Origin of the sequence: Lentisphaera araneosa HTCC2155 (assembly GCF_000170755.1) — a bacterium.
Taxonomy (GTDB): Bacteria; Verrucomicrobiota; Lentisphaeria; order Lentisphaerales; family Lentisphaeraceae; genus Lentisphaera; species Lentisphaera araneosa.
Genome location: NZ_ABCK01000007.1, coordinates 55,164 through 77,755 on the forward strand (window position 1 = coordinate 55,164; position 22,592 = coordinate 77,755).

19 protein-coding genes are annotated in these 22,592 nt (G+C 41.0%); 8 read left to right on the forward strand and 11 right to left on the reverse strand.

The features are described from left to right. Positions 1–35: 35 nt before the first annotated feature. Positions 36–1,124 (forward strand): DNA polymerase beta superfamily protein, encoded by a 1,089-nt coding sequence (locus LNTAR_RS08635; protein ID WP_007278296.1) that lies wholly within the window; start codon positions 36–38, stop codon positions 1,122–1,124. Continuing rightward, positions 1,121–1,882: a nucleotidyltransferase domain-containing protein gene (locus tag LNTAR_RS08640; protein ID WP_007278297.1), complete on the forward strand. Its 762-nt coding sequence runs from the start codon at positions 1,121–1,123 to the stop codon at positions 1,880–1,882. Before LNTAR_RS08635 ends, LNTAR_RS08640 begins: the two co-directional genes overlap by 4 nt. Before the next feature lie 5 nt (positions 1,883–1,887). Here the strand turns inward: LNTAR_RS08640 and LNTAR_RS08645 are convergent, their stop codons facing one another. The 5 genes from LNTAR_RS08645 to LNTAR_RS08665 are packed head-to-tail and all read right to left on the reverse strand — an operon-like array spanning position 1,888 to position 4,582. Then, complete coding sequence (locus tag LNTAR_RS08645; RefSeq protein WP_007278298.1) at positions 1,888–2,214, reverse strand: hypothetical protein; 327 nt, start codon at positions 2,212–2,214, stop codon at positions 1,888–1,890. Between the two features lie 59 nt (positions 2,215–2,273). Then, on the reverse strand, positions 2,274–2,717 hold the full coding sequence (locus LNTAR_RS08650) for an acyl-CoA thioesterase (RefSeq protein ID WP_007278299.1): 444 nt from the start codon (positions 2,715–2,717) through the stop codon (positions 2,274–2,276). 31 nt (positions 2,718–2,748) lie between these two features. Beyond that, the gene (locus LNTAR_RS08655; RefSeq protein ID WP_007278300.1) at positions 2,749–3,645 is read right to left on the reverse strand and encodes an acyl-CoA desaturase; all 897 of its coding nucleotides are present in this window, start codon (positions 3,643–3,645) and stop codon (positions 2,749–2,751) included. After that, positions 3,645–4,199 carry a hypothetical protein gene (locus LNTAR_RS08660; protein WP_007278301.1) on the reverse strand — a complete coding sequence of 185 codons (555 nt, stop codon included), beginning with the start codon at positions 4,197–4,199 and terminating at the stop codon, positions 3,645–3,647. The genes LNTAR_RS08655 and LNTAR_RS08660 overlap by 1 nt, the downstream gene beginning before the upstream one ends. Then, the gene (locus LNTAR_RS08665; protein WP_007278302.1) at positions 4,196–4,582 is read right to left on the reverse strand and encodes a DUF4345 family protein; all 387 of its coding nucleotides are present in this window, start codon (positions 4,580–4,582) and stop codon (positions 4,196–4,198) included. The genes LNTAR_RS08660 and LNTAR_RS08665 overlap by 4 nt, the downstream gene beginning before the upstream one ends. Before the next feature lie 135 nt (positions 4,583–4,717). Between LNTAR_RS08665 and LNTAR_RS08670 the strand changes: the two genes are divergently transcribed. The 6 genes from LNTAR_RS08670 to LNTAR_RS08695 all read left to right on the forward strand — a co-directional run bounded on the left by LNTAR_RS08670 (position 4,718) and on the right by LNTAR_RS08695 (position 10,925). Continuing rightward, the gene (locus tag LNTAR_RS08670) at positions 4,718–5,464 is read left to right on the forward strand and encodes an SDR family NAD(P)-dependent oxidoreductase (RefSeq protein WP_007278303.1); all 747 of its coding nucleotides are present in this window, start codon (positions 4,718–4,720) and stop codon (positions 5,462–5,464) included. Beyond that, a complete protein-coding gene (locus LNTAR_RS08675) occupies positions 5,461–6,711 on the forward strand; it encodes an NAD(P)/FAD-dependent oxidoreductase (protein WP_007278304.1) in 1,251 nt (416 codons plus the stop codon). Before LNTAR_RS08670 ends, LNTAR_RS08675 begins: the two co-directional genes overlap by 4 nt. Beyond that, positions 6,708–7,484 carry a DUF1365 domain-containing protein gene (locus LNTAR_RS08680; RefSeq protein ID WP_007278305.1) on the forward strand — a complete coding sequence of 259 codons (777 nt, stop codon included), beginning with the start codon at positions 6,708–6,710 and terminating at the stop codon, positions 7,482–7,484. Before LNTAR_RS08675 ends, LNTAR_RS08680 begins: the two co-directional genes overlap by 4 nt. Then, complete coding sequence (locus LNTAR_RS08685; RefSeq protein ID WP_007278306.1) at positions 7,477–8,730, forward strand: SAM-dependent methyltransferase; 1,254 nt, start codon at positions 7,477–7,479, stop codon at positions 8,728–8,730. Before LNTAR_RS08680 ends, LNTAR_RS08685 begins: the two co-directional genes overlap by 8 nt. An 87-nt stretch (positions 8,731–8,817) precedes the next feature. Continuing rightward, on the forward strand, positions 8,818–9,561 hold the full coding sequence (locus LNTAR_RS08690; protein ID WP_007278307.1) for an excisionase family DNA-binding protein: 744 nt from the start codon (positions 8,818–8,820) through the stop codon (positions 9,559–9,561). A 224-nt stretch (positions 9,562–9,785) separates the two neighbouring features. Next, a complete protein-coding gene (locus LNTAR_RS08695; protein ID WP_007278308.1) occupies positions 9,786–10,925 on the forward strand; it encodes a redoxin domain-containing protein in 1,140 nt (379 codons plus the stop codon). Here the strand turns inward: LNTAR_RS08695 and ruvC are convergent. The 6 genes from ruvC to LNTAR_RS08725 all read right to left on the reverse strand — a co-directional run bounded on the left by ruvC (position 10,922) and on the right by LNTAR_RS08725 (position 22,514). Next, entirely contained in the window at positions 10,922–11,440 is a 519-nt protein-coding gene (ruvC, locus tag LNTAR_RS08700; RefSeq protein ID WP_083800000.1) for a crossover junction endodeoxyribonuclease RuvC, read from the reverse strand. The two genes, LNTAR_RS08695 and ruvC, sit on opposite strands and share 4 nt — an antisense overlap. A 170-nt stretch (positions 11,441–11,610) precedes the next feature. Then, positions 11,611–15,777: an efflux RND transporter permease subunit gene (locus LNTAR_RS08705; RefSeq protein ID WP_007278310.1), complete on the reverse strand. Its 4,167-nt coding sequence runs from the start codon at positions 15,775–15,777 to the stop codon at positions 11,611–11,613. Then, the gene (locus LNTAR_RS25445) at positions 15,774–18,659 is read right to left on the reverse strand and encodes a heavy metal-binding domain-containing protein (RefSeq protein ID WP_007278311.1); all 2,886 of its coding nucleotides are present in this window, start codon (positions 18,657–18,659) and stop codon (positions 15,774–15,776) included. The genes LNTAR_RS08705 and LNTAR_RS25445 overlap by 4 nt, the downstream gene beginning before the upstream one ends. Further along, positions 18,656–19,993, reverse strand: coding sequence for a TolC family protein (locus tag LNTAR_RS08715; RefSeq protein WP_007278312.1), 1,338 nt, complete (start codon positions 19,991–19,993; stop codon positions 18,656–18,658). Before LNTAR_RS08715 ends, LNTAR_RS25445 begins: the two co-directional genes overlap by 4 nt. A gap of 119 nt (positions 19,994–20,112) precedes the next feature. Further along, positions 20,113–20,556: a hypothetical protein gene (locus LNTAR_RS08720; protein ID WP_007278314.1), complete on the reverse strand. Its 444-nt coding sequence runs from the start codon at positions 20,554–20,556 to the stop codon at positions 20,113–20,115. Positions 20,557–20,771: 215 nt separating this feature from the next. Further along, positions 20,772–22,514: a lysophospholipid acyltransferase family protein gene (locus LNTAR_RS08725; RefSeq protein WP_007278315.1), complete on the reverse strand. Its 1,743-nt coding sequence runs from the start codon at positions 22,512–22,514 to the stop codon at positions 20,772–20,774. Positions 22,515–22,592: the final 78 nt, after the last annotated feature.

The window sequence follows — 22,592 nt, forward strand, 5'->3', positions numbered from 1 at the left end:
AAAGTATAAGATTGAGTAATACATGGATGGAACTGATGTTTAAAAATTTAGATGATTTATTGAAAAGCAAAAATAAGTATGTGCTTTATGAGGCAATTGCAGGTAGCCATGCTTATGGAACCAATCATGCAGGAAGTGACAAAGATATAAAAGGTATATTCATTTTTCCGGCGACGTATTATTTGTTGGAGGTTGATCCCATTAAGCAATTTTCAGATGATAAAAATGATATTGTTTATTACAGTTTAAAAAGATTCATAGAACTTGCATCCAAAGCTAACCCAAATATTATCGAAATGCTATGGATGCCAATGGATTGTGAATTATATAGAAGCCCAATTGTTGAAAAGCTTTTTGCTTCGCGCGAAATGTTTATTACAAAGCAAGCTTATGATTCTCATGTTAACTATGCACGGGCACAAATTAAAAAAGCCAAAGGGAAAAATAAGTGGGTCAATAACCCCCAACCCATAGACACCCCTAAACGGGAGGATTTTTGTTGGTTTATTCCTCTGGAAAGCAATAAACCCTTTCGACCGCAAAGTTTAAAGACCTGCAAGTTAAATCTAAATCACTTTCATGTCAGTGCAGTTGAGCACAGTCAATCACTCTACCGCTTGTATGAATATGGGAACAAAGCCAAAGGCGTTTTTAGAAATGGGGAGTTAGTTTGTGAGTCAATTCCTTTAGAAGATGAAGACCTCTTGTGTAAAGGCTTATTACTTTTTAATGAAGCAGCTTATGAATGTGCTCGCCGAGATCATAAAAATTATTGGGAATGGCGTAGTAAACGAAATGAAACTCGATGGATAGGTCAAGAAGAAGGACTAAGAGATTACGATGCTAAAAACATGCTTCATACGTTTCGTCTACTTTTATCCGGTAAGAATATTCTAGAGAAGGGAGAACCCACGGTCAGGTTTAAGGGTGAGGAATTACGACTCCTTTGTGATATCCGTGACGGTAAATTTCAGTATGACGAACTTATTCAGAAAGTAGAGATCATGCTAGATGAATTAAATAGTAGCTATTTGAACTCAAATCTACCTGAAGAAGTTGATGAATCTAAGCTTAAAGAATTATTACTAAATATTAATGAATTGTGGGAAGTTCGAAATAAATGAAAGAGCATATACAAAAAACTTTGAGTGATCTAGCAGAAAATGAACAAATTAAAATACTTTATGCCTGTGAAAGTGGAAGTCGAGCTTGGGGTTTTGCATCTCCAGATAGCGATTGGGACGTGAGGTTTATTTATGTGAATCAATTAAATTGGTACTTAAATTTAGAAAAGAAATCAGATACTATCGATTTAATGCTTCCCTTGGAATTGGATTTAGGCGGTTGGGATTTACAAAAGGCTCTACGACTTTTTGCCTCATGTAACTTGGCACTTTATGAATGGATAAATAGTCCAAAAACATACCTGATAAACTCTGAATTTCATGTAAAAATTCAATCACTAATTCCGGGTTACTTTAGTGCTATTAAAGGTATGCATCATTATTTAGCAATGGCGAACAAAAACTTTGAATCACATTTAGAAGGTACACAGATTAAAATAAAAAAACTATTTTATATTTTACGTCCTCTTTTAGCATGTGAGTGGATCTCAAACAAAAAAACTATGCCCCCAACAGAATATCAACTTCTCCTCTCTTCTTCAAAACGTTTGTCTAACGATCGCTTAGATGAAGTTTTAAACTTTATGAAAATGAAAGAAACTGCAGCAGAAGGTTTTTTAATAGATCTATCAGAAGAATTGATTCAATGGATCTCCAATGAAATTGACTATTATAAAAATATAGCAAGAGATCTTCCGTCAGCCAAAGAAAAAGACTGGAAGCCGTTAAATCAACTCTTTATAGATTGTGTTAAGTAGGGCACTTAATTATTAGAATCTGCCTTCGTCATAACTGAATACTGCTTCTCCTCTTTATAAAAGAGGGATTTGCAGTAAGTGAGTAAGAAGCAGATGCTCAAGATCGCGATCACTAGGTAAAATGCGAGTGGAAAGATTAAACTCAAAGCGGTAGAACAAATGAGTAATAAGCAAAGAGTTTTCTTTATAGAGCTATCTTGTGGCTTGATTCGCTTGGCCTTGAGCTTCCCCAATTTTAAACGCAAGCGCTTTTTACGCGGGTGACGTTTTTTCTTTTTTAGAAATCCCCAGTTGTGTTTATGTCTATTGACAAAGTAGGGCTTATACCTCATGATTTACCTCCTCGTAATCGGGGGTAAATATAGCTGTTTAAACTTTGAAAATCAAGGCTTTAAACGGCTGCGATCTTTACTAGGAAGCTATCGGGGATAGGAATAACGCGCGGCGGTTTTTGAAAAGTTCCATCATAGAGACAGCATGTGGCAGTATAGTTTCCCGTGAGAACTTTGTCCTCTGAGCCGTCTTTGTTAAGGCGAAACATATCGACTTGATAGACTATTGCGGCAGAGCGAATGCGTTTGATGCTGAGGTCGACACGAATTTCATCTCGAAACTTTACCGGTTGAACAAATTTTACATTCATTTCACTACGAGGCCAACCGCTACCTTCTAAACTTTCATCAAATTCACCTACAACTTCTTCACCTATATGATCAAATAGAGCATATTCAGTTTCTTCGATCCAGTGAAAGTAATTGCTGTGATGAACTATTCCACCGAGGTCAGTTTCATGAAGTCTTACGATATAAGTTTTTGAAAAGGAAGAAGTTTTCATAGAGTTCCTAATTGTGTCATTATTGCATTAATTATTTAAGATTTTTCGGTAGTGCTTTAAAATCAGACACTAAACCGACACATTTCATCATATAGAGAATGTAGTAGGTGACGTCGAGTTCGCGTTTGCGAAAGCCTTGACGAATTGTATTGGGGTAATGATGATGGTTATTATGCCAACCTTCACCCAAAGTAATTAGAGCTAACCAGAAGTTATTTCTACTTTGGTCACGAGTCTCATAGGTTCGAGAACCGTATTTGTGAGCCAATGAATTAATTGTGAAAGTTCCGTGGTATAGAATTAAAGTTGAAATAATAAAACCCCAAACAAAAGCATTGCCCGCAGTGAGACCTAATTCAGGGAAATACATCGAAGAGAGTTTACCGAAAGCAATGATAAGCAAAGCGTAAACAACCGGAGCAAACCAATCAAAGCGATTGAGGAAAACGAGTTCTTTAAATTTCATCCAATCTCGAACATATTTTTTATTGGTGGGGAAGTGTTTTTCCGTTAAGAACCAGCCCATATGACTGTACCAAAAAGATCGCTGTACGGGTGAATGTGCATCGTCTTTTTGGTCGGAAAAGCGATGATGTTGGCGGTGGTGAGATGCCCACCACAAAGGTCCTCGTTGTACTGATGCGCAGCCCAGGAAAGCAAAAATAAATTGGACTGGACGAGATGTTTTAAAAGTTTTATGAGAGAAATAGCGATGATAAAATGCGGTGATTGCAAACATTCTAATGACATAAGAAAAGGCAAGTAGGGCAACACAAGCCCAGCTAAAACTTACCAATAGAGCTGATAAGGCAGCAAAGTGAAGTAAGATGAAGGGAAGGATACGTTTAAAATCTGTTTGGTCGGATGGGTTTTCGACTTGATCCAAAGCATCACTATCTAGCATTGATATGAGTGTTTTTAAGTTCATTATTGCTCCAAGTAATTGGCTAGTTTAAGCCATTTTTCATCTGAGAAACGGCCTTTATCACGATAAATAATTTTACCGTCGTTATCTAATATAAAGATGTAAACAATTTCTTCATCATTTATTTCGAGATGTTTGTTAAATGATTCTTTATCGATATGAATCGTAATCACTTGAGAACGCATTTTTTCTGAGGTAATTCCACCTCTCATTCCACGATGTATCCACCATCGAACAGGGGCGGATAATTTAGAAATAGTGGGTATTTCATAGTAAGATAAGGTTTTTGGGTTTCCATTTACAACTTTTTCAATTTCAACATACCATTCATCTACCCATTCTTGTTGCCAACGCTGATAAGCAACCACGCAAATGGTTTGATCTTTCTCCAAACAATTGGGAAATGTTTGTTCATTTCCTTGGAGGTCTAAGCCACCAACTATTGGAAAATAATCTTTACTACTGGTTTTTACTTCGCTTGTTCCGACTGAGCAAGAAGAAATAAATAAAAGTAAGAGGGCGAATGAAATGAAGCTGGCGATAATTCGTTTTTTCATGAACTTAATTTCCTGTATGAATAAAATGACATGAGAGCTAATACTAATTCTAAAATAAGAAAACTAAGATGGTTACCTTGCAGCCCATGAATTCCAAGACCAATGATTCTGCCTCCTGCAAAGCCCAGTAGTGAAATTAAACATACAAATGCTGCAGCTTTGGCATCGCCTTTAGCGAGTCCGGCAAACACAGCTATGGCAATTGCCAATTCTAAGCCCCCATAAATTGCCATAATTTCAATTGTTGAACTAGCCGTGAGCTCCGTGTAGCCAAGAGATGGTGCAAATTTTTCAGGAGCTAAGAAAAACATGATACCAAAGATGCCATAGAGGATCCCTACAACGAATAAGCTGATTTTAGCTGATTTTTGATTTTTAAACATATAGATATTCCAAATTTTTTTAAAGATATACCACTTTCAAAAAAAAATGAACGTTTTGAACGTTTTTGTTTTGTTTTTTTTGGTTTAGGGCCATAATGTTACTAATGGATACACAACAAAATAGAAGAACACAACGTGAATAAACCCTTGATTAATAAAGTAATATGGATATGTGGAGCTAAGACTGGAATCGGTTTGGCGGTGGCAAAAGAATTAATCCAAAAAGGTGCACGTTTGTGTGTTTCATCTCGTGATGGTCAAGTAGTTAAAGAACTTGAAGGGCGAGTTAAAGCATTAAAATGCGACGTGAAATCGATGGATGATTGGCATCATTGTGCAAAGGAAATTACTGAAGAATTTGGAAAGCTCGATATTTTTATTTACAATGCAGGGGATTGCACATACGTCGATGATGTGGAGATAAAAGCAGAAGATTTTGAAACCATGATGGATATTAATTTTCATGGCATGGTCAGAGCGGCACAAGTTGTTCTTCCCTTACTCAAAAAAAGCCAATCAGCCCAATTTGTGGGTATGGCTAGTTCGGTGGCTTGGTTAGCTTTACCACGAGCCGAAGCCTATGGAGCTTCAAAAGCGGCAGCTCATTATTTTTTAAAAAGCTTAAGACTCGATCTCTCACAATATGGAATTGACGTGAGTATTATTTGCCCAGGATTTGTTAAAACACCCATGACCGACAAGAATGATTTCCCCATGCCTTTTTTGGTAAGTTCTGAAAGAGCCGGACGAGAAATTTGCCAAGGAATTATCAAGCGCAAGCCCGTGATTCACTTTCCCAAACGTTTCACTTATTTAGTTAAATTCATAGCAGCCTTACCTCACTTTTTGGAATTTCGTATTTGCAGGAGTTTTGCCAAATGAAAAAAATTGCCATAATTGGAACGGGAATTTCTGCTCTAACCACCGCCTATAAATTGCATGGTGATTATGAAGTCCATCTCTATGATAAAGCCGATTACATAGGCGGTCATACGAATACAATTCAAGTGCCTGAGGGCGATAAAACCTTGTCGATTGATACAGGATTCATTGTTTTCAATGATTGGACTTATCCAGAATTTATTAAACTCATGGATGAATTAGGTGTCGAATCTCAGTTTAGCGATATGAGTTTTTCAGTTAAATGTGAGGATTCAGGTCTCGAATATAATGGCACGAATACCAACAGTCTTTTTGCTCAAAGGCGCAATATCCTCAATCCCAAATTTTGGAAAATGATCAAGGATATCCTAGACTTTAATAAAGCTGCTTTGCAGTGGCTAGAAAGCGCAGATGAAAGCGATGCCACAAGCCTAGCTGAATTTATACAACCTTATGGAGCCATGTTTAAGGAAAAGTATTTATTTCCGATGACAGCAGCCATTTGGTCTGCTGGAAGAGAGTCAGTAGAAAAATTTCCCTTGCGTTTTTATTTAAATTTTTTCAAAAATCACGGTTTTTTATCTGTAGACGATCGACCCGTTTGGCGAGTCATTAAAGGTGGATCCAATTCATATGTTGAGCCCCTGAGCGCGAGTTTTAAAGAAAATATTCATTTGAATTGCGCAGTTCGCAAAGTTGAACGTTTTGAAGACCGAGTTGAACTCACAAGCGATCAAGGTAAGGAGCTTTTCGATGGTGTGGTTTTTGCTTGCCATAGTGATCAAGCCTTAAAGATTTTGGAGGGTGGCAACTCAAAAGAAGCTGAGATTCTGGGAGCCATTCCCTATGATAAAAATACGGCGATTCTTCATTGGGATGAAAAAGTCTTACCTAAGCGCAAGCTCGCTCATGCAGCGTGGAATTATCACCTAGAAAAAGCTGGGGTAGAGGACCAAGCCAAGCTCACATACAACATGAATATTTTACAATCATTGGATTGTGAAAAGATATATAATGTAAGTTTAAATTATGACAAAATTGAACCTGAAAAGATCATTAAAACTATTCAGTACAGTCACCCTGTTTTTACTTTGAAAGGAGTTGAGGCTCAAATGAGAAAGAAGGAAATTTGTGGTCACAATCGCAGTTTCTTCGCAGGCGCTTATTGGCGTTTTGGTTTTCATGAAGATGGTGTGATGTCCGGTTTAGATGCCGCAGAACGCGTTAGGGAGGTTTTGCCAAAATGACAAAGTTCACAAAATCTGCAATTTATACTGGTTGGGTGAGACATCGGCGTTTCCTACCTGCAAAGCATGAGTTCACTTATAAAGTTTATCTCACATGGATAAATTTAGATGAAGTAAATAAATTGTTTACTAAGGGCCCTTTGCTCTCTCGTAGTAAGTGGCCTTCAATGATTGCCTTTAGGAGAAAGAATTACCTGCGATCATCTAAAGAAGATCTCTTGCAAGCCTGTCGTGCAAAAGTGAGCGAAGATCTTTCCTTTGATTTTGATGGAGAAGTCTGCATTCTGACAAATTTGCAGTATTTCGGTCTCTGTTATAATCCTGTAAGTTTTTATTATTGTTATGGTAAGGATGAAAATCTTAAAGCCATAATTGCCGAAATCAATAATACGCCCTGGAATCAACGTCACTCATATTGCATTGATATGCGAGAAAAGAACTACAAAGATTTTGACAAAGATTTTCATATTTCCCCCTTCATGCCCATGGATATTAATTACCATTGGGCTTTTGGTCCAGCTAAGGAAAAACTAGCTGTCAAAATGCAGAATTTTCATAAAGAAAAACAAATGTTTGATGTGGATATGCAGCTCGAACGCCAAGAATGGTCAACAGCTCGAGTTCTTAAGTATAGTTTACTGTATCCACTCATTCCTCTGAAAGTTATTTGGGGGATTTATTATCAAGCACTGCGTTTGAAAATGAAAAAAGTTCCCTTTTACGATCACCCCAAATTAAGTGCCGATGAGCACAAGGAGCCTAGCCATGGATAATACAAAACTAGCAACGAATAAGAGCCTCTTGGGTAAGCGTTTATCATTACCCGATCAAGTCTGTAAAAATCTTTTCATCAAAGTGCTATCGCAAATCAAACGCGGCCGCTTAGTGATGCATCACGCCGGTGAAAGTCATGAGTTTGGCAAGGCAGGAAGCGACATTGATGCTGAAATTCACATTCATCAGAACTCGGTATTTAGCGATTTTGTCCTCGGTGGAAGTTTGGGTTGTGGAGAATCCTATATTCGAGGAGAATGGACAAGCAATAATTTAACCGAGTTTATTCGCTTATTTGCAGTAAACATGGATGTGGTCGACAAAATTGATGGCTTCCTGCCTCGCCTAATCAACCCTTTCCTTCGTGGTCTGCATTGGTTAAGTCGCAATACACGCAGCGGTTCTCGCAAAAATATCGAAGCTCATTATGATTTGGGGAATGATTTTTTTGAATTGTTCTTGGATGAAACGATGATGTACTCATCTGCGATTTATCCCAAGTCAGACTCAAGCCTCTTCGAAGCACAGCAACATAAACTTAAAGTGATATGCGATAAACTGCAGCTCTCGAATCAAGATCACCTTTTAGAAATTGGTACTGGTTGGGGGGCTTTAGCGATATACGCAGCGGAGCATTACGACTGCAAAGTGACGACAACGACGCTTTCTCAAGAGCAGTATAACAAAGCAGTCGAAAGGGTGAAAGAGAAAAAATTAGAAGATAAAATCACCGTGCTTATGCAGGACTACCGCGACTTAGATGGTCAGTTTGATAAGCTCGTTTCCATTGAAATGATTGAAGCCGTGGGGCATGAGTACTTACCAAATTACTTTGAATCCTGCTCGTCACTACTCAAAGAGGATGGCCTCTTCCTCATGCAAGTCATTACAATTCCAGATCAACGTTATGATTCAGCGCGCAAAGAAGTTGACTTCATCAAGCGTTACATCTTTCCTGGCTCCTGTATTCCCTCAGTTGAACGAGTCATGTCTTGTGTAAAAAGTGAAAGTGATATGCGTTTGTTGGATCATCGCGATTACACGGGTGATTATGAACGCACACTTAATGCTTGGGGCAAAAACCTCCAAGACCATCGATCTCAAATTAAAGATATGGCCGGAGAAGATTTCCTAAGAATGTGGGAAATGTATTTTGCCTATTGTGAAGGTGGATTCTCAGAAAGAGTGATTGGCGTCGCACAAATGGTCTTTGCTAAACCTCACAACAAATCGGAATTAAGATGAAATTATTAAAGTACATTTTCCTTCTTCGAATTTAGATAATTTCGAATTTGGATTATAAATTATAAACTTTAGAAAAAGAAGAAAATTATGAATCAACGACTATTTAGCCCAAAAGAAATTGCTCAATCCCTGGCGGTGAGTGAGGCGAGTATTAAGCGCTGGGTGGATAAAGGCTTGATGAAAGCCGAAAAAACCTCTGGTGGTCATAGAAAAATTTCCTTGCTTTCTCTACAGCAGTACCTCAAAGAAAATAATAAGGTTTTAGTTAACCCAGAAGTAGTGGATTCCGGCATTAGCGCTGTTCGCAAATCAGGGAAAATAGATGAAGCTAAGGATTTATTCTATAAAGCCTTAATTGATTGTGATGGTAAGGTTTTAAGAGCTGTACCATATGATCTATTTTTAGCAGGTATGAATTTAGAATCTATTTTTAAAGATGTCCTTCAAAAGGCACTTATTAAGTGGGAGAAAGCCTATGAGGATGGCAATATTGACGAATTTCAATTCAGAAGATCGGAGCAACGCTTACAAGGAGTTTTCTACTTCTTAGGCGGTCTTTTATCTCTGCCAGATGAATCGGGGAAATACGCATTGGTAGGAGCACTAGTTGGTAGTCAGATTAGTTTTGCTCATATGGAAGAACTTATCTTGCGTGAACAAGGCTGGAAAACTGAATTTCTAGGAGGAGATTTAAATGAAGAGGGCTATTTACGAGCTGTTAAACTCTTAAAACCCAATCATCTAAGTTTAGCTTTGCGTGATCCAAAAAAACAAACTCCTCAACTTATTGATCTTTGTCAAACTGAGCACATCGAAGTTAAGTTTATTTAGATATTATTATCTGGACCAATCTGAGCGACCTAGCCTAGATGAACACTCGAAATTTAGGCACCTATTTCTTAATTTTACTAAAAAATGATCAATACGATAAATTTCTCTTTAATTATGAGGCCTGTACCCTGTTATATCTAAACTGAATCGAAATTTTGGAGTAAGCAGGAGTTCCAAAATGGAATTGAGGGATTAATTTCAGAAAAATTAATAAGGGATTGAAGATGAAGTATTTATTTATATTATTTTTTGCGGCACTGAATTTATTTGCGGCACCAAAGCCAACTATTGAAGTGGGAGCACAAGGCCCCAGCTTTAATTTAAAAGGTCTTGATGGCAAAATGCATACGATTGAAGAATACAAAGATTCCAAGGTGCTTATGCTGGCCTTTACTTGTAACCATTGCCCTTCGGCTCAGGCCTACGAAGAACGCATGGTGAAATTAGCCAATGATTATAAAGATAAGAGTTTTCAGTTAGTCGCTATTTCTTCAGCAGCGCCAAAAGGAGTTCGTATTAATGAATTAGGTTACAGTGTGGAAGATGATAGCTACGAGGCTATGATTATTCGCGCTAAGAAAATGAAGTATAATTTCCCCTACCTCTATGACGGCGATAAACAGGAAGTCTCCAATGCCTATGGCCCTCGAGTTTCGCCCCATTTTTTCATTCTCGACGAAAACCGCAAAGTGCGTTACCAAGGACGTTTTGATAACGACAAGAGTGGTCAAGATATAAAAAGTCACGATGCCATCAATGCGATTGATGCCTTACTCGAAGGCAAAGAACCCCCTGTGGCGAATACGAAAGTGAATGGCTGCAGCACGAAGTGGCTTGAAAAAGAATCAGCTGTAAAAGCTTATAATGAAGCTTGGGAAAAGCAGGAAATTACTCTCGAAGAAATTGACGTGGCAGGAGTTAAAAAGCTCGTAGAAAATAAAACCGACAAGATTCGTATGATCAATGTCTGGGCAACTTGGTGTGGTCCGTGCATGGCGGAATTTCCTGACCTCGTTAAACTCAATCGTCGATTCGAATACCGCAATTTTGAACTTATCACTATCAGTATTGATGATTTAAAACGCAAAGACAAAGCCCTGAAATTTTTACAGAGCGAAAATGCGGGTGTCACTCGTCGCATTTCTAAAGGCCTCAAAAATGAAGGTCGTGCGAGTAACAATTATATTTTTGATGGCAAAGATGCTGATGGTTTAATCAAAGCCTTGGATGTGAAATGGGAAGGCCCGATTCCCTACACCATCATTATCAAACCAGGTGGAGAAGTCATCTATCGTCACCAGAGTGAGATTGATCCTGCGGAAGTACGCGAGCTCATTATCGATACCTTTGGCAAAGGTTTCTAAAGCTGAATACCCAATTTTCCTGAAGTAGGGGAAAGTATCGCCTGGCCGTGACAAACGGCCAGCGCTAAAGCATCGGTTGCATCATCATTAATTTGAGAAACATCCGCTTGCAGAATTCCCGCAATCATAAAAGCAACTTGTTCTTTGGAAGCGTCGCCTGAACCGGTGATTGCTTGCTTGGCACGTTTGGGAGAATATTCCCAAACGGGAAGATCCGTTCCCGCTAAGGCACTCAAAACTGAGCCACGAGCCATGCCGAGAATCATTGCGGTCTTCGCAAATTTAGAATAAAAAGTTCCTTCAATCGAGATGTGATCGGGTTTATAGAGTTCAATCAGTTGAGTGATGGCCACGTGCAGGCGTTTCAAGCAATCGAGCTGACTCAATTTGGCCTTGTTTTTTACAACGCCACAATCAATGGCATTCATACTGCCATTCTCAAAGAGGTCCACAATCCCGTAACCCGTGGAACGAAGCGAGGTATCGATACCTAGAATGCGAATTTTTTTACTCAGGGTGTTATCCTCGGGATGAAATTAAAATCAGCCTCAAATCGAACGTCGACTTGAGGCTGATTAAGCTAGCTTAGCTTTAAGGGTTTTGCAATGAAGATCATCCCGTAGTTGAAAGAATGCTTGAAGTAGATTATCTGCAGAGATTAAGCAAAAGTAGAGTACTTAATTGACTAGTCTCCGGAACCTTTGTTCTCCTCTTCACTTTGCTGTGTATTCTCTTCCTCCTTAAGCCAGACACTTAGACGGCGCCAAATATAGACGAAGTCCATAGGCAGTACAAGGAGGGCAATGAGAGTACACAGAATGGCGAGGGAAGCGAGAATGCCACAGAGGACGATAAACATTGGATCAAGACTGATATCCATTGTTCCTGCCGTATAGAGCCCAACTCCGAGCCCTAAAGCTAAAAACACAATAAAAATTTTATCAATTGTGGCATCGGATAATTTGCTGTAGTACTGCACTTCTTTCACCATAGAGAAGAGGCAAGGAACGAGGAAGACAGAGAGTTGAACTACTAGCATGCCGCCAAAAGAAGGAATGGCCATGGGAACCATGACGTCTGAGCCGCGACCAGTGGAATTCAGTACAGGCAGTAAGGCAAGTAGCGTGGTTGCGGTGGTCATTAAGCAGGGGCGAATACGACGCTGTGCCCCTTGAATAACATCACTTCGTAAAGAATGAATATTATCGTATTTTTCTTTGCCGAACTGATCTTTGAGATAGGTCCCCATGACCACGCCATCATCAGTCGCGATACCAAAGAGGGCCAGAAAGCCAACCCAGACAGCAACCGAGAGATTGATCGCTTTAATACTAAAGAGGTCGCGAAAATTGATTCCCCATAATTCCCCATCTAAAAACCAGCTTTGGCCATAGAGCCAGATAAGGATAAATCCTCCAGCCCAAGCGACAGCTACACCGCTAAAGACCATCATGGTATTGGGGATATTTTTAAAGTGCATAAAGAGTAAGATAAAAATAATAAACATGGCGAGAGGCAGTACCACACGTAGTTTCTTCTCGGCGCGGATCTGATTTTCATATGAACCCGCAAAGTGATATTTTACACCATCGGGTAGAATGAGTTCTCTTGACTTAATGAGACTATTGAGGTACGCCTCAGCACTCTCGACAACGTCGACTTCGGCATAGCCCTTGAGCTTGTCGAAGAGTACGTAACCAGTGAGGAAGGTATCCTCATTTTTGATCACTTGCGGACCGCGCACATAATTAATTTTAGCCAGTTGATTAAGAGGAATCTGCTGTCCATCAGTTCCTGCGACTAAAATATTATCAATTTCCTCTATGCTGTCGCGAAGTTCACGTTGGTAGCGAACCCTCACCGGATAACGTTCGCGGCCTTCTACAGTGCGTGTTAAAGGCTTACCACCAATGGCGACTTCAATCACCTGCTGAACAGAGCTGATATGTAGACCGTAACGTGCAATGGCATCACGATCAATTTTGATTTCCAGATAGGGCTTACCCACAATTCGATCGGCAATCACTGCTGCGGGATTGACCCCGGGCACATTTTTCATGTGCTTTTCCAGTTCGATGCCAAAAGCTTCGATGGTCTCCAGATCTGGCCCGTTAACTTTTATGCCCATGGGAGCACGCATACCGCTTTGAAGCATGACGATACGAGCGGCGATGGGTTGAAGTTTGGGGGCAGAGGTCGTACCGGGGATCTCTCCTGCTTTCACGATTTCATCCCAGATATCTTCGGGCGAGTTGATGCCACTCCAGGTTTCACGATCTTCGTTGTCATCAAGAGTAGGGTCGAGCGGCAAACGCCAGTGTCGGAAGGGCATGCCATCGTCATCAGGAATGAGTTTCCCCAGTTCATCCCGTATGAATTTCCCCTGAACAATATATTTTTTGCCGTCGGTCGCGGGAACTGTATTACCCTCGCTATCGCGCATGAAATCAATTTCAGAGGCATTAAACTTAAAGCGCAGTCTATGACCACCTTCATCGATAAGGTACTCTCCTTTGTAATTGATCACAGTTTCGAACATGGAGATGGGGGCAGGGTCAAGGGGCGTTTCCGCTCGACCTAATTTACCGACGACTTGGTCAATTTCGGGGATCGCTTTAAAGGCAATATCTTGTTTACTCATGGCATCCAGTGCTTCGCCAATAGAAGCGTGTACCATTGTTGTGGGCATGTAGAGGTAGGAGCCTTCATCAAGGGCGGGCATAAACTCTTTTTGCAGTCCTGGGACTTGATGTTTCAAATCGACGTAAAGTTCGGATTTTTTCCATTTTTCGGGCATCCATCCGAAAGTGGTCTCAAAGCCGAGCCAAGCGGAATAGCCACAAATTAGAATGATTCCGATCAGTATAAGGAAGAAGCTTTTGAAAGTCAGAACAAAGCGCAAAGTCCATTTATAGGCATACTGCCATAAGAGGAAAAAGCTGAGCAAAGCTGCAATGGGTAGTCCGACGGCGGCAAAGTTCTTCATTTCACCTGCGGCGGGCCCTAGGGGGAGCCAATGTTGTGAAAGAATCCAACAAATGCCAAGAGCAATTGTGAGGTTAAGGCCCCATGTACTGCATTTCCAAGCACGTCCAAGTAGGACATTTTTTATCTTCATAGGTGCTTTATAGAGTAGTTGAGCTAGAACGGGTGTGATGGTCAGGGCGACAATAACTGCGGCGATGAGTGCAAAAGTTTTTGTGTAGGCTAATGGTTTGAAGAGTTTCCCCTCTGCGCCCTCCATGGTAAATACTGGCAAAAAGCTGACTACAGTAGTCAAAACAGCAGTAAGTACAGCGCCTCCGACTTCACTCGTAGATTCAAAAACGATCTCATACATAGATCGCTTGCGTTCACCTTTTTCTAGGTTACTCAAAATGTTTTCACAAATAATCACCCCCATATCCACAATGGTACCGATAGCGATGGCAATGCCTGAGAGTGCGACGATGTTGGCATCAACACCGAAAACTTTCATGGCAATGAAACAGAGTACCACCGCGAATGGAAGGGTGATCGAGATAATGCCTGAACTACGTAGGTGCATCATCATTACCAAAATGACGATGATGGTGATCAGGATTTCTTCGGTGAGCGCAGTTTCAAGCGTTCCTAGAGTCTCATAAATTAGTCCGGAACGATCATAAAAAGGTACGATGCTAACTTGGCTGAGTTTGAGCCATTCTGGAGGATCTTGACCGCTAGTCAGAAAATTTTTCCAAGAATCTTGATTAAGTTTTCCATCTTCACCATAGGCGTCAAAACCATTTTCAAGTGCAAAGTTTTTAACGGTGTCACTATCGGTTTGAGTGAAGTCGATCACCGCCTTAGAAGGTAGCCCAGGTGAGATCTCTTTTACTTTTTCCTTAATCGCTTTGATCGCTGCCAGTGGATTGTCACCGTAGCGTACCACGGCCACACCGCCGACGGCTTCAGCTCCTTCTTTATCGAGTATGCCACGGCGTAAGGCAGGACCTAGGCTGACAGTTGCAACATCTTTAATCAGAAGAGGTATATTTTCATTGACTTTGACGACGGTTTTTTCGATATCGCTTAGGCTTTTGATAAAGCCCAGTCCTCGGATGACATACTCGACTTTATTGATTTCAATTGTACGAGCACCAACATCAATATTAGACATTTGTACAGATTTAAAAATTTGATCTAGAGTGACTCCATGTGCTCGTAAGGCGTCGGGATTAACATCAATTTGATACTCTTGAACATGACCGCCAACAGACGCGACTTCACTAATGCCCTCAGCACCTAGTAAACCGTAACGTACATACCAGTCTTGGATAGAGCGCAATTCATGTAGGTCCCAGCCACCAGTCGGATTCCCTTCTTTGTCCAGCCCTTCGAGTGTGTACCAGTAAACTTGCCCAAGCGCAGTGGCATCGGGTCCGAGCATGGGCTTGACGCCGTCGGGCAGCGTCCCAGCTGGAAGAGCATTGAGCTTTTCGAGCACACGTGTTCGCGACCAATAGAATTCGGCGTCTTCGTTAAAGATAACGTAGACCGAACTAAAGCCGAACATGGAAAAGCTACGTACAGTTTTGACTTCGGGAACGCCCAATAAAGCCGTGGTGAGTGGATAAGTCACTTGATCTTCCATATCCTGAGGGCTTCGACCTGGCCAACGAGTGAAGACAATCTGCTGATTCTCACCGATGTCGGGAATAGCATCTACAGGAACGGGATCGCGAGGCAGGGCCTCAATTTCCCAATCGAAGGGCGCCACCATGATACCCCAGATCAAACCGGCTGACACCAGTAGGAACACCAGCAGCTTATTGAGTAGGCAGAAACGAATCAATCGGTCAATAAGGCCTAATTTATCCGAATCACTCACTTTTTACTCTCCGAATAAACTTTTTTGATGCTACCGCAGCGGTACATCTGGGAACCCCAATAAGGGTTTTCAACGCGCTCGGCAGTTTGCAGCCAACTGGCGCCTTGATCATCAAAAGCCATGGAGCAGTAGGCTTTGCGCACAGTGGATTTGAAATGGCCTTTTTCAGCAAGCGGTATCATGATTTCAGATAAGATCTTAAAATCCGCACGGGCGCTTTTTAGATCTTTGTGGTGCATGTGGACCAAAGAATCTATTTTCTTGTTCTGTGGCAAGAGAACGCGCAGATTTTTTATTTGAACTTCAACATCATTGGCGGAAGGTAAGTGATCTTTACTCAGTGATTTCTGTATATTGAGGTAAGCCTGTAGCATTTCGGTAGTTGCCGCGTGAGTTTCAGACTTATGCTTTACAGCTTGTTCCACTTCCACTTGATGGGATTTATGCTCCATCTTGTCTTCACTGTTCTTAGGGGGAATATTCTTTTTAATGCTGCCGCAGCGGTACATCTGGGAACCCCAATAAGGGTTCTCAACGCGCTCGGCAGTTTGTAGCCAACTGGCGCCTTGATCATCAAAAGCCATGGAGCAGTAGGCTTTGCGCACAGTGGATTTGAAATGGCCTTTTTCAGCAAGCGGTATCATGATTTCAGATAAGATCTTAAAGTCCGCACGGGCGCCTTTTAGATCTTTGTGGTGCATGTGGGCCAAATAATCTATTTTCTTGTTCTGTGGCAAGAGAACACGCAGATTTTTTGTTTGAACTTCAACATCATTGGCGGAAGGTAACTGATCTTTACTCAGTGATTTCTGTATATTGAGGTAAGCCTGTAAAGCGCGATCTTCTGGAGTCATTAATTCAGAACTTATTTCCTCCTTAGGCGGAGTTTGTTTATGAGCTTCGTGGGCCCTTGTCATTTCAGTTTTTTCACTGTTTGAGTTGATTTGCGGATCATCATTTAAGGAGTTTGACTTATCATCTTCTCCTATGACCTGCTGAATCTCACCACAGCGGTACATACCACTCCCGAAGTAGGGGTTTTCGATTTTGTGAGCTAGCTGTAACCATTGAGCACCTTGATCGTTCAATGCCATGGAGCAAAAAGCGATTCGAATGGTTTGAGTACTGCCAAACTGCTTTGTTAAAAGAATCATCTGCTTTGATAAGGGTTCAAAACGTAAACGTGCAATTTTTAGGCTATCACTATTGCTAATATGATTCATTTTCAGCTTTAGCTGATCTAGGCGTTTGTTTAATAAAAGCGCTACATCCGGACTTAATTTTGATACTTGCAAAGCATTGATGGCTTGCGTTAACTCGGCACGATACTCTTTGATTTGGCTGAAATTATCTTGGCTCAGATCCCGACTAAGAGATAAATAAGCCTTTTGTACAGGATAAAGCTGTTCAAGAGTATCTTGTGGTAATTCAATGGTTTTTAATTCCTCCAACTCTTCTTCTTGACTCATCATGCTGGGCTTCGCCAAAATTTGTAAGGCAGAATCGATTTTAAAAGCTCCATTTGTGACAACTAATTCACCTTCATCTAAGCCTTGCTTAACGATGTAATCTTCCCCTGCTCGGGGTCCAAGGGTAATCACTCGACCTTGGTAGATACCGCGCTTAGTTTGGACATAAACGACGGCGCGTTTACCCGTGATTAACACGGAGGAGGCAGGAATAACAAGAGGGATTTTCCATTCTCTTTTTTGAGTGAAGCCCAGTTCTTCGGCGGGGACCAAATCCATTCCACAAACTGTGCAGGATCCAGGCTTGTCACTGATAACTTCTGGATGCATGGGGCTTATCCATTTCCCGGCTAATGAGCTATCCACCATTTGACCCTTTTGGCTGAGTTCTACACCTACGCTGGCATTGACAAACATGTCTGGCTTGAGCCGCCCGTCACTGTTGTCCACATTCAAACGTACTTTAACCGTACGTGTTTTTGGATTGAGTACAGGATGAATAAAGCTGATCTGTCCTTTGAATAATTCTCCAGGATAAGCTTGAGTTTCAAAGCTAACTGCCTGCGCAAAATGTAACCAGGGTAAATCGCTTTCATAGGCTTCTAGTTCAATCCAAAGCTTACTAAGGTCTGCGATCGAATACACCGGTACGCCCTCTTTAACATATGCCCCTTCCTTAAGATGCTTTTTAATGACCACACCTGCCATGGGTGAGTATTTACTCAAATGCTCAAAGGTGCGCCCGCTGGATTCAATTTCCTGAATTTGTGTAGCGGTCAGTCCCCATAGGCGCAGCTTGTCACGCGACGCTTGAATAGCCAAAGCGGAACTTTCCTGTACGATTGTGATATCCGACTTTTTCATTTCTTCAGCAGATTTGAGTGCCTGTATCAATTCTTCTTGAGCGGTCATCAGTTCTGGGGAATATATCTCAAATAAATGATCGCCTTTTTTAACTTGAACGCCGGTGTAATCAACGAAGAGGCGATCCAAACGTCCGCCAAAACGAGCACTTACTTGCTTAAGGCGAGTTTCATCGAAGCTTACTTTACCAAGCATTTTTACCGTCATAGAAACCCTACGTTTTTCCACAGGTCTAACAGTGATAGCAGCCAGTTTTTCTGCATAGGGACTCAAGCGCAACTCACGTTCCCCCAATTGCTCACCGCCCTTTTTTAGAGGAATAAGTTCCATGCCGCAAATGGGACAGGGGACTTTATCTTTGAGTTTAAATTGTGGGTGCATGGAGCATGTCCAAATAGTTTCTTCTTTTGGTGATGAAAGATCTTCGCTTGACTTGGAAAGTCCTTGTTCTGTACTTGTTTGAGTACTTCGGCCAACTAAAAATGAAATACCAGAGCTAAGCACTATGGCCCCTAAAAATACTCCCGTTAAAATTACTTTTCGTTTCATTGGGCTTCTCCATAAATATTTTCATTTGCGGCGAGTTCTCTTAGCCTTGCATATTGTTTGTAAATTCGTGTTTCAGCCTTTTTCTGCATATGCTCAAAATCCAATTGCTGACGTTGAATATCGATCAATTCTAAAAAGCTGGATTTTCCGTTGCGGTAGGACTGCAGGGTGATCTTTAATGACTGGCTGTTTTTAGGTATTAAAGTATTAGTGTAAAGGCGATAAGTTCGCGCACTATCTTGGAGCTCAAAAAGCGTTGTCGTCAGTGCGCGTTCGAGTTCTCTTCGCTTGCCTATTTTGGAATTTGCGAGGCTTTCGCGATGATTGATAGCTGATTGTTCCAGTGCACTATAGCGTTTTTGGTTGAGGGGTATAGTCATCCCTACAGTCAGCATAATCGGATCTTTTCCATCGTCAGGGTGTGTTGTATCACCACCACTGGTGCGGATATATTTCACACCTACAGAAAAATCAGGGTAATGATCTTTTTTGGCTAAGAGAATTTGGTCCGATGCTGAGTTCAGTTTAAATTCAAAGCTCTTGAGCTCTGGGTTATTCGCATAGATAGCATGAAGAAGTTCTTTTTTGGATTTTAGAGTACTTATCTTGTGAGGTTTTGCAGTAAAAGTGATAGCCGTTCCTGGCGCGAGATTCAGCAATTCATTCATGCGGGATTTAAGGGGCATATAACGCAATTTAAGGTGCGCTATACGATTTTCTATGTGCCCGAGTTCGACTTGTAGCTTAATCAAATCTTTAGAGCTTTGGCCAGTTTTTATAATGTTACGAGCAATGGGTTCAAAGGACAGTAAGAGGCCTTTGTTTTCGCGCGCAATGCGTGAGGCTTCCTGAAGATAATAAAAATCGTAATAGAGCTGTTCCAATTCTTTAAATACTTTTAAAGTTCTGCTTTGCAGATCAGCTTGTGCGGCGCGTGCTTTTTTAGATTGTGTGGAATGTTGTAGATCAAGTCTGCCAAACCAAGGTAGTTTTTGGATGAGATTTACAGCTTGTTTTTGTGGGCCTGTACGGGTTTCTACTTCTTCAAAATAATGTGTAAAACTGACAAAGGGATCGGGGAGGTCACCAGCGGTATTAACCTTCAAAAATTCTGCTTGCCAGTTATTATAAGCAGCTCGGATGGAGGGATTATTTGCTAAAGCTTCTTTTTTTAATTTTAATAGTTGCTCGTCATGCTCAAAACTTAACGGAGCTTGAGCTTCAAGGGAGTTTTTAACCTTCACCTTATCTTGTATTAAAGTGGAGTCAGTTTTTGGCTTTGTTTCAGCGATAAAAGTTGAAAGTAGTACAGTTGTAAATATTAATAACTTCATGATTTTTCTCGAGTTTTAATGAATCAAGATATTGCCTATGACAAAGGTATAGGCACAGAAAAAAACATGAAGGCTCAGTGCGTCTACGCGCAGCAAGCTTCATGCCGTCATGAAGTGAATTAACAGAGGTAAGCGTTGTGTAGAATAAAGAGGGCTTTATTCGAAGAGAGGGCAATAAAAGTATCCCTCGGAGGACTCTTATTATTACCAAGTTTATTTAGTAGATTTGTAGGTAATACGGGTTCATAGAAAGCCACATAAAGCTCTAAATTATCACCTTGAGCTAAGTTGATTTCTACATCACCGGCTGCTACAAAGGGCATGGTAAGTTGATGATCAATCGAGTTACAGCAAATTTCGCTGAGAATTTCACCTGGCTGATTTTCAGTTGTTTCTTCGGATCCGCAACAACTTTTCTTGACTTTAACTTCCAGTTTCTTAGCACAGCAGGATTTTAAAATGTGTAGTGAATTCTGCTTTGCACAGGCATAAAGGGGCACATCACCAAAAGCGAATACCATCGCTAATAGGCCGGTCATAAATACGCCGAGTGCTTTTTTCATTTTATATCCTGATTATTGATTACATAAATCTATTACTTAAAAGGATCTACATCAAGTCGTAGGACAAAGCATACAGATTTTATCACGAAAGTATATGCCGGAATTGCTTGAATAAAACTTGGGGAAGCGAAGTTAAATACAAAAATTAAACCCCCAAAACAAAAGGTCACAGAAAAATCTGTGACCTTTAAGTTTTGACTTGAGCGGTTTTACAATTACACGTAGCTTGGACTGCAGTGTTGATCGCAGTAATTTTGATAATTTTCTCCGAGATAAGTGAGCAGGCTTTTGGCGGGAGCCTTGGGCAAATCGACAACGATCAAGCCATCGAGTGTACCGCCGAAGTGTTCATCTACTGAGAAAGAACAAAATTTGCCTCCAAGTTTCATGTAATGCTTCACGAGGGGAGGGATATCCTTGTTGTCTGGTTCAATATTTTTGATCAGGGCTGATAATTGCTCGGGATTCGAGATATTGAGCATTTTGCAATAGCGGCGAATCTCGCGATTAAACTTGTGAAGTTTAGCTTTTTGTTTTGAACTCACAGACTGATTATCATTCAATAAGAGCTCAGCAATGAGTGCACGGGACACGGCGCTATAATCACTACTTACCGATACGGCACCAATGAGGTAACGGTATTGCGGGTTTCGCATCATGTAGGCGCCGATACCTCTCCACAAGAGAAGCAGAGAATACGGTTTTCTTTGGTAATCGGGACTAACAAAAGAGCGGCCCATTTCCAAACCTTGCTGATACTTATCGTAGAATTCAGGGGAAAAATTATAAAAATTCGAGGTATACATACCTTTGAGTCCGAGCTCATTGAGGCGACCAATGCGGTAGGCACCAACGATTTCATTTTCTTCGCGATTCCAAATGAAGAGTTGTTCATAAGCATCATCATATTTATCTAGGTCGAGTTCTTTGCCTGTCCCTTCATTGGCTCGACGGAAAGTAATTTCTCGTAAACGTCCAATTTCCCGCATCAACTGAGGGATTTTGTCTGATGTACTGCAGTACACATCAAATTCTTTGTAGCTATGGAGCTTTGCCAAGGGGGGTAGGTGACTGATTTCTCTCTTCAAAACTTCTTTGGAAATGGCGTCAATGATTGGAGCCTGATCCGTATCACTCATATCAAAATCTTTCTTTTTGAGCTCAGTATTGAGCAGCAAACTCTGGAGACGTAGAAAGGCAATGCCCTCAAGTTCATTATCAAATGATTTGATTTTAGGTGGATTAATAGCACTGCCAATTTTTACCTTAACTTTGCGATTTTCGCGACTCAATTCGCGGGGGAGTAGTGCGGTGCGCACTAAGGGATGGATCATGCCGAGAGCATTGAACAAGAGACTATTGCGGCCTTTGAAATGCACTGGGACGACATTGGCTTTTGCAATTTTGGCTAAACGGAAAATAGCTGGATTCCATTCATCATCGCTGACGCGGTGGTCTTCATGATGATAATGAGAAACGGCCCCAGCGGGAAAAACCGCGAGTAGGCCACCGTCTTTTAGGTGTTGCAAAGATTCGCGCATGGGGCGATGGTTTTTGTCATTATTTCTGTTAAAAGCATCCACATAAATGCAATCTTGGGAGACGGCATCAATCTGTGATAAAAAGTGATTGGCCATGATTTTGACATCGGGACGCACGTGCTTAATCAGGCGGAGTAAGATGAGACCATCGATGCCACCGAAGGGGTGATTAGCGACGACCAATACAGGGCCAGTTTTGGGGATATTGGCGAGTGATTGATGATCCAAATCAAGTTGAATATTTAGAATATCTAAAGCCTGGTCGATAAACTCTTCACTCGTTGGACTATCTTCGATTTGTTGGTAGACATCGTCTAACTTATTAAATTTCAGTACTTTATTGAGAAGAGGAGCTGAAAGTTCGAAGATCGCTTTATCTTCAAGAAGGTTTTCGATACAGATTTTTTTGCTTTTCATAATAACGCCCACTTTGGTTTTTTGACGCTATTAAGTTAAAGCAAGAAAATGATTCCATGAAATCAATTATATGTGGAC

Coding starts and splice junctions, on each gene's coding strand:
- LNTAR_RS08665 (WP_007278302.1), bottom strand. CDS start 4,582: ATGTTTAAAAATCAAAAATCAGCTAAAATCAGCTTATTCGTTGTAGGG.
- LNTAR_RS08640 (WP_007278297.1), top strand. CDS start 1,121: ATGAAAGAGCATATACAAAAAACTTTGAGTGATCTAGCAGAAAATGAA.
- LNTAR_RS08690 (WP_007278307.1), top strand. CDS start 8,818: ATGAATCAACGACTATTTAGCCCAAAAGAAATTGCTCAATCCCTGGCG.
- LNTAR_RS25445 (WP_007278311.1), bottom strand. CDS start 18,659: ATGAAACGAAAAGTAATTTTAACGGGAGTATTTTTAGGGGCCATAGTG.
- LNTAR_RS08645 (WP_007278298.1), bottom strand. CDS start 2,214: ATGAGGTATAAGCCCTACTTTGTCAATAGACATAAACACAACTGGGGA.
- LNTAR_RS08675 (WP_007278304.1), top strand. CDS start 5,461: ATGAAAAAAATTGCCATAATTGGAACGGGAATTTCTGCTCTAACCACC.
- LNTAR_RS08655 (WP_007278300.1), bottom strand. CDS start 3,645: ATGAACTTAAAAACACTCATATCAATGCTAGATAGTGATGCTTTGGAT.
- LNTAR_RS08715 (WP_007278312.1), bottom strand. CDS start 19,993: ATGAAGTTATTAATATTTACAACTGTACTACTTTCAACTTTTATCGCT.
- LNTAR_RS08720 (WP_007278314.1), bottom strand. CDS start 20,556: ATGAAAAAAGCACTCGGCGTATTTATGACCGGCCTATTAGCGATGGTA.
- LNTAR_RS08635 (WP_007278296.1), top strand. CDS start 36: ATGTTTAAAAATTTAGATGATTTATTGAAAAGCAAAAATAAGTATGTG.
- LNTAR_RS08680 (WP_007278305.1), top strand. CDS start 6,708: ATGACAAAGTTCACAAAATCTGCAATTTATACTGGTTGGGTGAGACAT.
- LNTAR_RS08660 (WP_007278301.1), bottom strand. CDS start 4,199: ATGAAAAAACGAATTATCGCCAGCTTCATTTCATTCGCCCTCTTACTT.
- LNTAR_RS08685 (WP_007278306.1), top strand. CDS start 7,477: ATGGATAATACAAAACTAGCAACGAATAAGAGCCTCTTGGGTAAGCGT.
- LNTAR_RS08650 (WP_007278299.1), bottom strand. CDS start 2,717: ATGAAAACTTCTTCCTTTTCAAAAACTTATATCGTAAGACTTCATGAA.
- LNTAR_RS08725 (WP_007278315.1), bottom strand. CDS start 22,514: ATGAAAAGCAAAAAAATCTGTATCGAAAACCTTCTTGAAGATAAAGCG.
- LNTAR_RS08695 (WP_007278308.1), top strand. CDS start 9,786: ATGAAGTATTTATTTATATTATTTTTTGCGGCACTGAATTTATTTGCG.